The following is a 14271-nucleotide window of genomic DNA, read 5'->3' as shown; positions in this document are numbered from 1 at the left end:
CTGGCATCGCTCCTGTCAGTTTTGCGTCCTTTCAGTGGTTTCAGAATCCTCGGGTTTATAACAACTATGCGATCCCTCGGAAAACCGCTCTTCTCAAGTTCCGTGTAGAGTGTCTTCCAATAGATTCCCGTTGATTCCATGATGATAATTTCAGGATTTTTGCTATTGCACCAGATCACTAAATTCCGGATTGCTTTTAAAGAAGTGCCGGATTCCTTGAATTCTTCGGTGAATGAACTGCAACCGAATTCTCCTTTTTGGAAACAGGCTACCATCCAATCTGGAATGCACATCAATGCCAATGGCCGAAGAATATGTGGCATTGAATGCGGCAATTTGAGATGATCCGGTACAGACTTGCGGTGGGCGAGCCTGCGAAAATGAGTTTATACTGAAAAGTATCGGAACAATTTCTGAAAGAAACTGTATCCGCAGCATTTTATTTTACAGAGTGTTGTGCCTCTAAGTATGTATGCGTCTACTCATTAACCCCAGTTTTGTATCAGCGTTTTATAAATGCCAAAACAAGAACAGGGTTTACAGGCAAGTCCACCTCCGTCTTTGATCGTATCACTTTTCAAATTTCGTTACCGTGGATGGCCTCCAAGTTTCTCCTTTCACCACCTGGCCTCATCTCAAATGCATGGGCAGGCTCTAAGGCCTTATAGGTTTCAAGAGCAAAAACTTATGTACCGGACCATGAACTTACAACGGTGTAGTACTTTCTTTCATGAAGTATGTAGGGGATAAAACGGCCATACCCTGGGTGATTTGTGTGCGATATGGTACGGATTCATATGCACTTTTGTCAAGAATCCCTGAAGCCTTAACAATGAAGGTTTAAGCCCTAATAAAAAAAATTCTTGAAAAAAAAAAAAATGGATTACTATGATGATGAGATGAAACAAAAAAGGGAGGGGGGGGTTAATGACTAAAGAAACAGTTATCGAATTATTAAACAAATATAAAGAAAATTCTGAGCTAAAAGGGTACATTTCAAAAATCTTTCTTCACAAGGACGAACTCCCCGTTATTGAATTCACATCCAGGAACAGAACATTTGCGTTCGATGCAAAAATCAAAGGCACCGAAATAGAATTAAAGCTTATTTGGAGAAAGAATTCTAAAAAATTCGGAAATTTCATCAGCTTCAACAAAACTGTTTCGGAAAAAGAAATATCAGCTGTTATAAATACTGTTGCATATCAAGCATTAGATCTTATAGAAAAAAACGGAAACATATTGGTATCAGTGGTGGTTCCAGTATGTAACAGCAATTACGCGATACCTAGACTGATTGACAGCTTAAAAACACAGTCTATAGATAAATCATCATTTGAAGTTATATTTATAGAGGACTATTCAACAGACAACGCTGTTAAGAAGATTAAATTATGTGCTAATGGATTAAATTTCAAAGTAATATCAACCTTTAGCAATTCAGAATCTCCGTCTCTATCAAGAAACATCGGTATTAAAACAGCAGTGGGTGATTATTTACTGTTTGCTAATATTGATGATTATTTGAACAAGGATACTCTAAAGGAAGCAATTGAGTGTGCTTTAGAAAATGGAAATGACATCATTTATTTAAAATATGAATCAACAGATCCAGAGACGAGAGTCCCAACTAGAATATGGAATGGTTCAGACATAAAATCAAAAGCCGATATTTTTAAAAACTCTCTCATTTCAAGTCTTTCCCCGTATAAACTATTTAGCACACATTTTTTAAGAAGCAACAATCTCTACTTCAAACTTGAACTCAACAATATGGCAGAACAATTGTTTATGATTGAATGTCTTTCAAAGTCGAAAAATGTTGCAGTATTAAAAAATCGAACATACTACTATCTTACCACAGAGCAAAATTTGAAAAATCAATATAAGATTAAAGAGACAGATGACACAATATATAAGCTTTGGTCAGAAAGTATTATGAGCGTATTGCAAATGGACAACTATAATAAAAAATCTAAACTATTTAACTCACTCTATTATAGTTTTGCAACAAAATACCATTCAGTAATAAGAGAAAACAAAAAACAGAAGCTGATAAATCAACTAGCTAAAATTATTATTCTATTTGAAAATTTTTCATCACTATTTGATGAATCTTTAATTTTCCGAAGAGGGTTAAATAACGTTGTCTTTATGAGGAACTATTCATTAGAAACTATACAAACAGATTATGACAACTCTAAAAAAGTTAAAAAAATTGCAACAAAGTTAATTCCAAAGGAAGAGGTTATTAATAACAGAAATGTTATGACTTTTAATGATTCAGGAGAATTAAATCTTATTGATTCAATACCTAATTTAGAAGTTAAATTCTTAGGGAAAAGCGGATTGGTAAAGATTCATGAGTCCGTCAACATAAAAGGCAAATGTATTTTTACACTAGGTAATCAATCAGCAGTTGTTATCAATAAAAACACAGTTATTGATTCTATTGAAGTAGTTCTAAAGGCAAAATCATGCAACTTATGGATAGGAAATAATACTACTATCATTAAAACTACTTTCGCATCAAATTATCAGAATAATTCTGAAATTATCATAGACAAAAACTGTTATATCAATAAGGGAACGAAATTTATAGCATCTGTCCCGTACTCAATATGTGAAAAAGTCAGCAACAACATAGTCAATGCAGAAAACTTCGGTATTCATCTTGGAGAATCAGTTTATATCGAGAATGATACTACCATTACTGAAAATGTTCAGATTCCGTCAAATTGTCTCGTTAAAATAAAATCTGTTGTAAACACTTCCAAAATCGTATCGGGTAGTATTTTGTCGGGAAATCCCGCAAGAACAATTGCAACAGGAATCTACTGGAAAAAGGAATCCCCTCAGAATATTTGTAACAAGATTTTCTAAAGATATGAAATAATAAAGACCTAAACAAAGAATAAATATATGACATCTTATATTACTCTTAACTATATTATTGAGAATCTAGAGAATATTGAAACAAAACTGAATAAACTTGTTAAGTCATCATTTTGTAAAGATATTCAACTAAATATTTTTGACACTGTAGGAATAGATAATAAAACAATAAAAAAACATATTTACAACATATTAAAAAGATGTCATTCATCTAGCAGTTTTAATAATTCATACGTTGCAAGAGATTCATTAGTTGATAAGAAACTATATTCTCAACATCACAATTATGCTTCTCTACGTAACTATGCTCTTAACATTTCTTCATCCGACTATGTTAACTTTACTTCCACAGAAGTAGACATGTCAGAAAGAGATCTAAAAATCATATTAAAGGAAATTAAATTACAAAGCAATGAACTCAACATTTTTTGCTACATTCCATACGTTATTAATAATAAAGATAAGGTAAAATATTTTGAATATAAACAAAAAATTCTTAACCAAAATGACAATTGCATAAATCTTAGAATTGAAAGCTATTTTTGGTCAAAAAAAATTCTGAAAAGATTTTCATTTGATGAGAATGCACAGTTCGAATTTGATGCAGAGTATATCATCAATCAAATATCAATGGAAAAAAAATATGGCTGCATTAATCACAGTGTTAAGCACTCGTTTATATATGAGTTTGACTTCTACAACTATCCAGGTCAGTATTACAAAGACTGGTATACGGAAACCGTTAATGGTATTCTTTATAGGATTTTACAGAATAACAAAAAATCACCTTACGCAAAATTAGCAGTTCTCTATCTTTTGGAATTAAGGTTCGCATGCAACAGAAACAACAGACATAAAAATATTTTAGAGGTTCAAGAAATAACAGATTTCTACAAAGCTTGTTCAAAATGTCTAAAACTTATTGACAACTGTATAATATTTAAATACAACATAAACAATAAGAAATTATTGCCTAAATACATGTCTCTTGTTCTGTTAAAGATCAAATACAACAATCAGAATTTAAAACCAGTAATAGTATATAATAAGAATGAACTAATAGCTTGTTATGATGATACCATCTTAGAGTATTCGAAAAACCTTAAAGCAGAGATTAAAGCAGTTAACTGGGATTGGAATAAATTAAATATTAATATTGAAATAATTAATTCGTACATCTTTGATTCATCTAAGGTCAATTGTTATGCTAAAATCGGATCAAACAAATATCATTTAGTTCAGGATTGCATTTATTCATTGGACAAATATTTCGGCAAAACTTTGAAATCCGGTTATACAGGGCAATTTGACATACCTATTAAAGATTTTAAAAATGGAAGTACAATTGGCATTTATCTTAAATATCAAAATTTCGTAATCAAACTTCCAATTAAGTTTACAAAACTTGCCTCACGTCTAGTAAATAACATAGATTCATATACTAAAGTTAGTAATTATTTCGTAAAATATGACGAGAAAAATAAGGTCCTTACATTTTCAAAAACAACGCTAATTGGCAGAATTGTTAATGAACTTAGGTTATATGCAGATATTATGAATAAGGCAGTTAAAGAAAAGAGTGAGGATAAGATATTCTTTTTTCATGTTATTTTCTACAGATTGTTTTACTGGTTAACTAAGCCACTTTTCAATAAAAAACAAATATGGATCACTTATGATCAGCTATTTAAAGGTGGTGATAATGGCGAGTATTTCTTTAGATATATGCAAGACCATCATTCATCCGAAATTGACACATACTATATTATAAATAAGAACAGCGAATATTCAACTAAACTAAAGAAAAGGTATAAGCATGTACTGAGTTTCGATACGTTTTGGTCTCGAATTATCGCGCTTAATGCGAAGTATGTCTTTGCTACACGAGTGGATGTAAAAAAATATTGCGGTTTTTCCGACAGATTTTCCTTATATTTCAGAGATTTACTTTCTTTTGATGTTCTTTGTTTACAGCACGGTCTTTCTATTCAACAAATAGCGGAATACCAAAACCGTCTATTCGACAACACAAAATTATATTTCTGTGTAAGTCCCTATGAAATAGATAATCTAATGCATCCTGTATACGGTTACTTAAAAGATCAATTATGTCTTACCGGCGCCCCCCGTTATGATGGCTTATACAACAAAAATAATAAAATTGTTCTCATTACCCCAACCTGGAGAAGAAACGTTACTGCCGGCACCAACCAAAAGGGACATATGCACTCTTACAGTGAAAACTTTAAACATACTGAATATTTCAGAATATACAACAGCTTAATAAATGACAAGGAGCTAATTAACTGCGCAAAAGAAAACGGATATAAAATAATATATCTCTTACATCCAATCGTAAGTCCTCAAATAGATGACTTTACAAAAAATGACTTCGTTAAAATTATTGCTGGGGCAGGACCATCATTGAATTACGAAAATATATTATCAGAGGCAAGTTTGATGGTAACAGATTATTCAGGTATTCAGTATGACTTCTCATTTATGAGAAAACCAATTGTTTACTATCATCCTGAAAAGTTACCTCCTCAATATGAAGCTAAGACAATGGATTTTGAGGAAATGGGCGTTGGTCCTGTATGTAAGAACCAAGAGCAGTGTGTGAAAGCTATATGCGATTATATGAGAAAGGGATGTAATATCAGTGATTTTTATGAATCAAGAGTTGACAGTTTCTTTGCTTTCACTGACCATAATAACTGCGAAAGAGTTTATGAAGAAACAAAAAGATACGAACATAGATTATCTTCTAATTAATAAAACCAGCGAATATAAATTCACGAGGAATAAAGATGCTATTATCAAATGAAATTCTAACAGGATATATAAACGAACAATTTAATAGGTACGGAAATATAAAATTTCTAGAAAAAATTTGGGAGTATGGAAAAAATAAACTACTAGTCTGTGAATTTGTTTATAAAAATGTTAGGTTTGGTATAGATATTACTCCATTAAATGATTCTGATAAGCTAATACACCTAAAATTATGTTGGAGAAAACCTTATGAATTATACAGAAGTAAATTAAAGTTTGAAAGAATTATTTCTACAGATGATATTGGCCAATATCTAGAAGACATATCCAAGAGATGCTTTGATTATATCGATAAAAATGCAGAAATTATGGTTTCAGTCATAGTTCCTGTATACAATAGAGAACAAACTTTAGGCAGACTTATTAAGTCTTTTCAAACTCAGTCCATGCCAAAAGAAAAATTTGAAATTATATTTGTTGATGACAGTTCATCCGACAAATCAATAGATATCATACATAATCTATCACAAGGTTTAATTTATTCAGTACTAAAGAGTCCAATTCAGTCCGGAAATGCAAGCCAACCGAGAAACATAGGACTCTTAGCAGCAAGAGGTCTCTATACGTTTTTTGTCGATAGTGACGATTATATCGATAATGATTGTATAATGAAATCGTATAATATGGCAATACATAACCATTCGGACATCGTTTATGTCAAATGTGAATCAACAAGTAAAAGCAGGTCATTAAAATCTCGTCTATGGAATGGTCCAAACAATGTTAAGGATGCTGATATTTATAATGATTATTTGCTACTAAGTTTCTACTCTTTCAAATTGTTCAAAACATATTTACTTACCAATAATACAATCTTTTTTGATAAATCATTATCAGTGGGAGAAGATCAGCTATTTATTGTAAATGCACTATGTTATGCAAAGAAAATATCAATCATAAAAGATAAAACCTATTATTATTTAACAACTGAAGATAATATAGAGCATTTATCACAAGTGAAGGAAACTAATGATAATTTATATAAAAAATGGGTTCTATGCTTAGTTAACATTTTTAATGTTAAAGATATCGAAAGAAAGAAAAAATTGTTTAATTGTTTATTGTTTAGATTTGTCAAGAAATATTCAGAACATTACGAGAAATATGAAAATAGTAGGAAAGAAACCATTATATCTGTATTAAATTTATTCAGTAAATATTCAGAATTGTACGACGACTCACTCATATATGAAGACGGAAAAGAGGGACTAGTTAAATTTCTTTGGAATAGAAGTATTGTCAATTAGTAGAAAATGGAGATAAAATTCAGCTTAGGGACACACTTAAATCTCTCTTAGAAATTATAATATTCAGCCTATCTTTTGCGTGGTCAGAGATTTAATAAATGTTCAAAATTCAGGCATCTTAAATCGTTTATAGATTATACGCATAGACATCCCAGTTAAAGGTACTAGCGTTGATTACTTTCTTTATAAGTTCTATCAATATGGTTATTTTTAATAATTTATTATGACTATTAAACAAAATTGTATAGAATATTTAAAATCGACAAATAATAAATGTTGCGGTTGTGGTTCTTGTTTTAATACATGTCCTACAAAAGCACTATCAATGTCCCACGATCAAAGAGGGTTCCTTATTCCTAATATAGATATGGAGAAATGTATAGATTGTGGTATGTGCCAAATTGTTTGTCCCATCTTTATCCATATTGAAAGAAGAATAAATAATAATCAAAAAAGACCTCAAATTTTTGCATTTACAGGTGAGAAGGGAATTGTATCAAAATCCTCTTCTGGTGGAGCTTTCTCGTATATCGCTGATTGGATGTTGAATGGCAAAGAAGGATATGTGGTTGGTGCAGCATACAACAATGATTTTTCAGTACAACATATCATAATTAACAGAAAAGAAGATCTTGATAAACTCAGAATATCAAAATATGTCCAAAGCGACCAAAGAGATTGTTACACTCAAGTTAAAAAGTTACTCAATAATGGGCAATCGGTGCTTTATACTGGAACTCCATGTCAAATTGCTGGATTGAAAAGTTTTCTTAAAACAAAGGATTATCCTAACTTGTATTTAGTTGATCTTTTGTGTCATGGGGTACCTCCATACAAATTACTAAGAGAGTATTTGGAAGAGCAATATGGATTAACTAATATATCAGAAATTTGCATGCGTAAAAAGGATGGCTGGTCTTCATGTTTGGATATTAGGATGAAAGACGGAACCATATGCGTAAACAATGGAACCAGTTCAATATACATGAAAGCATTTTTAAAGGATATTATTCTTAGAGAAAGTTGTTATACATGTCATTTTGCATCATTACCAAGATATGGCGACCTGACTATCGGTGATTGCTGGAGTGCTCGAAAATATAAATATAGTGAGCCATATAAGAGTAAATCATCTATCGTATTAGTAAACAATACAAAAGGATATTACATATGGAATGAGTCCTTAAAAAATAATCCTAATTTTAACCTAATGGATATGTCTGACACAGATATAAAACTTCTAAACACGAATATACAACGACCAAACTCAAAGTACACCAATTTTGTCAATATATTTTGGAAGAAATACGAAACAATGAATTTTACGGAATCATATTTAAAAACTGTTTTAGGTGAAAGACCTGTTGGATTAATACTTTATGGCTCTAATAATTACGGTTCTTGTGCAACAAATTTAGCATTATATCTAGCTATAGAAAAAATGGGATTTGTTCCAGTAATATTAGATTCCTTAGTACCATTAAGAGGAATATCTAATGATTTCCTTACCAAGAATTGCAGAACGAGCCACAGCCTAGTAAAGAAAAACGATGTAGAACTAGTAAATAAGATTTTTCCATCATTTGTTGTTGGAAGTGACTATTCATTTAATATAACTGCTACCTTTACCAGAAATCACTTGGAATTTTTCTTAATGGCTTTTGTTAGTAATACTAATCGTAAGATTGCATATGCACCATCACTAGGTCTACCTAATTTCGAACAAGACAATAACACTAAGTTCCTATTTAAACACATGTTAAATAGATTTGATTTCCTTTCGTTTCGTGAAGATTCAGCTGTAGAACATTGTAAAAAGTATCTAAATATTAGTTCTCAGACAGTAATAGACCCCGTTTTTCTAGTAAATAAAGAAATTTTTATTGACGTTGCAAAAAAATCAAAGCTAAAAAATATTTCAGATTATATTCTTGTGTATATATTGGATCCTACCCCTGAAAAGATAGAATTGGTAAAGAAGTATGAACAGTTACTAGGATTAAAGAAATTCGTTATTTTAGATTTGGATAAACATGACAAAATTAATAAAGCATTCGATGAAGGGGTGTTAGGTAAATTATCATTTGAAGATTTTATCTATTATTTTCTGAATGCCGAATTTGTCATTACAGACTCATTTCACGGCACCTGTTTTTCCCTTATTTTTAATAAAAAATACATTTCTATAAAAAATAGAAATAAGAGAAGATTCGATACAATAATTAATCTACTTAAAGACGGTGTTGATTTTATTCCTATTTATGATAACATTGATAAAGCCTTTGGAAGTACCATTATGAGTATGGATTACAATTTTTCACGTATAAATAGCATTATTGATGCTTGCCATAATTACAGCAATAATTTGCTTTACAATGCACTTATGCAGACGCCAAAGACCGAGAAAGATTCAACTGACATTAATGTTCAGTACATTCAACTTTGGAGACAAAACTATAATTTAAGAAAGGAACTTTCAACTAAAGATGATAACAAAGATGAGATATCATTTTCAGAAATAAAACAAGATGAACTGTGGCAAAAAATTTCAATTAAATTAAAATCATTAATACCTTCATATTTAGAATTATCCACTGTGTATTCAAATTCATTTTATAGAATATATTTTGTTGGAACTAATCATAAAATTCATTACGAATTTGCTGTTTACAAAGGAAAATTCTACTTCGGGATACATTGTGAAGACCAAACTCTGCAAGAAGCATGTAGAGTCTCGTTTGAAAATATTCAACGATTGTGGAATATTAATAACCCTAAATCATTATTTAAGTTAAATATACCTATTAATCTAACAAATATTGATACTATTATCATTTTCGCCCTCGATAATATTAACAAGATTGAAGGAATAGTTACAAAGCTGCTATCTATTAAACAATTACATATCTAGTGTGGTAGTAAATTATGAGGTTAAGTATGATTATACCTATTGCTGAAAATGCTTTTATTAGGGACATGGGGAATGGGAATAGAATTGTTCTTAACCATCATGACAGAGATCTGACCAAAACAAAGGTAGTTTTTGGAAATAATAGTCATGACAATTCGTTAGTTTTGGATAAAAACATTACATTAAACAATAGTATTATAGAATTTAAAGGTTCTAACTCCGTGGTTTATATTGATGAATCCAAAAGGAATTATAAAATAATAGCTATCATTTATAATCACTCCCTTCTTTATATTGGAAAGAATTGCTACTTTAATGATTTTAACAATTCGAAAACTGTTTTTTTAGTATATGAGCATCAAAATATCGTTATAGGAAATGGCTGTATCGTGTCTTACGGCGTAACTTTTCGCAACTCTGATGGGCATCTCATATATGATATCGACACATGCAAAAGAATCAACAAGTCTAAGTCAATTATTATTGGAGATCATGTTTGGATTGGGCAAAATTGTTTAATTTTAAAAGGAACATTTGTTGGTTCAGGGTCTATCATTGGAGCTAACTCGGTCGTCTCTGGAAAAACAATTCAGTCAAATTCGATATGGGCAGGTAATCCTGCAAGAGAACTTAAAAGAGGAATATACTGGCTCAGTACAAGTAGCAACAGCTGGGAACCAGAAGAGTCAATAAAATATGACACTCTTGAGAATAGAAAGGTTGTTTATAGATCAAATAATAAGGATTCACTTATTAATCATGTGGATGATATCACCCTTGAATTCCTTTTAAAATATGACAAAAACAGATTCTCTATATAGCAAATCATACCGACATATTATGGACATATCAATGGAACCGAACTTAGCAGCTGAATTTCAAGGACTTTATAGACAACTTAGAAATCTTGCCACTTCTCAAAATTTTACGGTAACGATAGTATCAAGTTATAATGTTAGAATTTATTGCAATGATATTAATTCTGTTTTTTTTTATTCACTCATTGCAGAAGAAACCCAAGTTTGCATTAAAGGTGTTTTTCTCAAAAACAAGATAAATACCGCCCCAAAAATTATTACACTAATACAACAAATTTCTCAAAAATGTTCCTGTGATTTTATTAATTATGAAAAGTATTTTGCAGTAGCGCAAAACATAATACCATGTATTGAGAATGTTTTTGATTTTATTATAAAAACAAGAAATCATTTTAGGAGAATTGTACAAATTGAATCCTATTATTGTGTTCCCAAAAGTGTAGATGATATATCAAATAGTTCGGATCTTGATATACATATTAAACCCAGTTCAAAGATCAATTACGGTTCTTTTGTTGTAGGAAGACACACCATTATTAATGGTGCAATTCAATCTAAAAATGGAAATGTATTCTTGGGACAATTTATTGCAGGTGGATACAATATCGAATTTATCGCGGGAAACCATATATTACAGTTACCAAATTTACAAATTGCGTTACAAAAGAAAATTGATGGTGGAACACGAAATAGATACATTGATCGAGGTTTCATAGATATCGGAAATAATGTATGGATCGGAGATAATGCTGTCTTTTTAAACAATGTTACTGTTGGCGATGGGGCTGTTATAGGCTCATGCGCTGTGGTTACGCGTGATGTTCCCCCTTTTGCTGTAGTTGCAGGCGTGCCTGCAAAAATAATTAAGTATCGTTACACAAGAGCAGTAATAGAACAAATGCTTGAAATTCAGTGGTGGAATTGGGATATGAAACGAATATTATCAGAAAAGATCTTTTTCTCTACTGAAATACCATGTAATGAAGATTTTAATGTTTATGCACTTCTGAATGATTTTTCTAGTAAATAGCAACATGTTAATTTTTAAGATTTTCTAAATATTGTTAACTCTATTTCGTTTTTATTGTATTTTTATAATTCAATAATCATGATGCTAACATTTTATAATTTGGTTGACTGGTGGATATAATTAATGAATAAATTAGTACATATTTATACTAATAAATTGTTTTATTCTAATACTACATGCAGACTGGTAACGCATATTGAAGATTGTGGTGAGCCTGTTGATTTATTTTTTGAAGTGGAGATTAAATATGCTCCATATCTTGTCACTGAAAATGCTGATGCTATAATTTATCTTCTTTTAATGTATGCTATAAGAAAAGGTATATCTATAAAAAGCGAGGTTCCTGTAACCAGTTCTTTTATGTATAATATTAAAGAAGTATTAATTCCTAGCTTGTTGCTAGGTGATAATTCGCTGCATAATATATGTATTGATGCTCCATTGGTCAGCATAAATTTTAACGCAAAAGGTGTCGGAACAGGGGTGTCTTGCGGCGTAGATTCCTTTTATACGATTATGACACACACAGGTGACGAATATACTGATATGAAATTATCGCACCTTTTTATCTCTTCATGTAGCATAGATTTATGGAAATCAGGTTGTAAAAACATTGAAGAATTCAAGCGTCACTATTCTGTATTGTTTAATAGATATTATGGTGTTTCTAAAGATTTAAATTTGCCTTTGGTAGTTGGTTACTCTAATTACATGGAATATATTTTTAATCCTAAAAGAATAAAAATACCAGTAACAGCTCACCACTATAATACAATGGCAAATGTGTTATCCTTGAGAAAATTATGGAAAACATATTATTTTTCCTCAGCTGAACCCTTTACATCTTTTAATTTGATTGATAATTCAAAGACAGACACATCTAAACATGAATTACTATCAATGCACATTCTAGCAATACCGGGTTTTAATTGTTATAGCACTGGTTGCACTGTATCTAGAGAAGAAAAAACGATCCGTATCGCCGACTATCCTATTGCACAAAAATATCTTCATCCTTGTTTTAGAGTAGGTTTTGTAAATAATTGTTCAAATCCAACATGCTCTAAATGTTTACGAGCTCTTTTAACGTTAGATTTACATAACAAACTTCTTTCGTTTAAGGATGTTTTTGATATTGACAAGTATTCTAAAAATAGAATTAAATTCTTTATTCGTGCATTTAATCTTAAAGACAATGAGTATATATCAAATTTGTATGTAGGGCTCAAATCAAAATATCCTAAACTAATGGAACAGGCTGAACACTGGGCAATCATAGAAAGTGAAAGAAAATTATTTTGGCGCAAGTATCGTATGAATATTTTAGCGAAACACCCACTTCCTAATGGGCTCGTATTTGGCAAAAATTCTGGATTTATTCATTATCGTATTTTTTTATTAGGTATTAAACCTCAAATTAATTTTAGATTAACATATTCCGAATCAGACGACACAGTAACACTAGGGTTACACTGTGATGACGAGGATTTATCATTATTCTGTGTTAACGTATTTAATGCTGTTCAAAAAGTTATTAGTCCAAATACTAATACCGAAGATCATGTTAGACTAGATGTACAGCTATCAAGTAGTAATTATGTTAATGAATTTTGGGACTATATTTTAAAGGTGCAGAATATTATTAAAGAATTGTATAACATCAATGAGTTAAAATTCATGTCAAAACAAGGGGATAAAATCTACGAAATGATAAATTAAATCCTCTAGTTTCCAACACCTAAAACCTGTGTTCCTCAACTAAAGCGTAAGAAATTACGACAACACAGTCGTACCCGAGATTTAGGTGAGATTTGGATTGCCGTAATTTTATGGTGCTCACTTTAGCACTAAAAGAGCATTTTAGTCCTGAATTTCCCTAAAAACGTTAAACATGAAACCGTTTTTTAGGAATTATCCTATCATACATATATTTTATTCTTACTCCCTTTAGGTCTGCCAGGGGATCTTTTCTCTTTTGGGGGCTGATCGGTTTTTGGCTTGTTTTTACTCCCTTTGGGCCGTCCCGGAGAGCGTTTTTCCGGAAGTGGGGATGCGGACAAAAAACTGGACATATATTACTCAGATTGTTCCCTGCTAAGTCTGTACTGAACAGGACTCAATCCACCTAATGTATTTTTAATTCTATCGTTATTGTACCATTGAATATATCTATTCATGTATATCTTGAATTCCTCTAACGAAAGATCCTCCAGGGAATGATTATAAAAGCATTCCGTTTTCATTCTTCCAAAGAATCCTTCACAAGCAGAATTATCAGGGCTGCACCCCTTTTTGGACATTGAACGTACCAGCCCGTTATCTTCCGTAATTTGTATCCATCCAGGCCATCTGTAATGACACCCTCTGTCAGAATGAATTATGGGCTTGAGTCCGGAATCTCCCAGACTCTTAATTGCTTCGGATAATGTGTCGTTAGCCAGAGCTGCCGTAGGCTTATTTCCAATCTTATAAGATATTATTTCATCGTTATAGCAGTCTCTGATGACTGATAGGTATATTTTACCTTTGCTTGTG

The 14271-nt window shown here is 31.2% G+C and carries 8 protein-coding genes; 7 read left to right on the top strand and 1 reads right to left on the bottom strand.

Annotated elements, in window-relative coordinates; all coding sequences use genetic code 11:
* Positions 1 to 927 precede the first annotated feature (927 nt).
* From F557_RS0114290 to F557_RS0114260, 7 genes are all read left to right on the top strand, one after another.
* Positions 928 to 2883, top strand: a complete 1956-nt coding sequence (locus F557_RS0114290) for a glycosyltransferase (RefSeq protein ID WP_019002904.1) — start codon at positions 928 to 930, stop codon at positions 2881 to 2883.
* Between the two features lie 39 nt (positions 2884 to 2922).
* Positions 2923 to 5670: a CDP-glycerol glycerophosphotransferase family protein gene (locus F557_RS0114285; RefSeq protein ID WP_019002903.1), complete on the top strand. Its 2748-nt coding sequence runs from the start codon at positions 2923 to 2925 to the stop codon at positions 5668 to 5670.
* A 35-nt stretch (positions 5671 to 5705) separates the two neighbouring features.
* Entirely contained in the window at positions 5706 to 6977 is a 1272-nt protein-coding gene (locus F557_RS21495) for a glycosyltransferase family 2 protein (protein WP_019002902.1), read from the top strand.
* 223 nt (positions 6978 to 7200) lie between these two features.
* Entirely contained in the window at positions 7201 to 9888 is a 2688-nt protein-coding gene (locus F557_RS0114275) for a polysaccharide pyruvyl transferase family protein (RefSeq protein WP_084761665.1), read from the top strand.
* A 26-nt stretch (positions 9889 to 9914) separates the two neighbouring features.
* Positions 9915 to 10709 carry an acyltransferase gene (locus F557_RS20230; RefSeq protein ID WP_019002900.1) on the top strand — a complete coding sequence of 265 codons (795 nt, stop codon included), beginning with the start codon at positions 9915 to 9917 and terminating at the stop codon, positions 10707 to 10709.
* 31 nt (positions 10710 to 10740) lie between these two features.
* Positions 10741 to 11736, top strand: a complete 996-nt coding sequence (locus F557_RS23515) for a CatB-related O-acetyltransferase (RefSeq protein WP_157617912.1) — start codon at positions 10741 to 10743, stop codon at positions 11734 to 11736.
* 123 nt (positions 11737 to 11859) lie between these two features.
* A complete protein-coding gene (locus F557_RS0114260) occupies positions 11860 to 13455 on the top strand; it encodes a hypothetical protein (RefSeq protein ID WP_019002898.1) in 1596 nt (531 codons plus the stop codon).
* A 356-nt stretch (positions 13456 to 13811) separates the two neighbouring features.
* Here F557_RS0114260 and F557_RS0114255 read toward each other — a convergent pair.
* Positions 13812 to 14271, bottom strand: a 460-nt coding sequence (locus F557_RS0114255) for an IS3 family transposase (protein WP_019002897.1), incomplete at its 5' end; no start/stop codon positions are given.

This window comes from Succinimonas amylolytica DSM 2873 (assembly GCF_000378405.1).
GTDB lineage: Bacteria > Pseudomonadota > Gammaproteobacteria > Enterobacterales > Succinivibrionaceae > Succinimonas > Succinimonas amylolytica.
The sequence above is the reverse complement of the archived record's forward strand: the minus strand, read 5'-3'. Positions and strand labels throughout refer to the sequence as shown.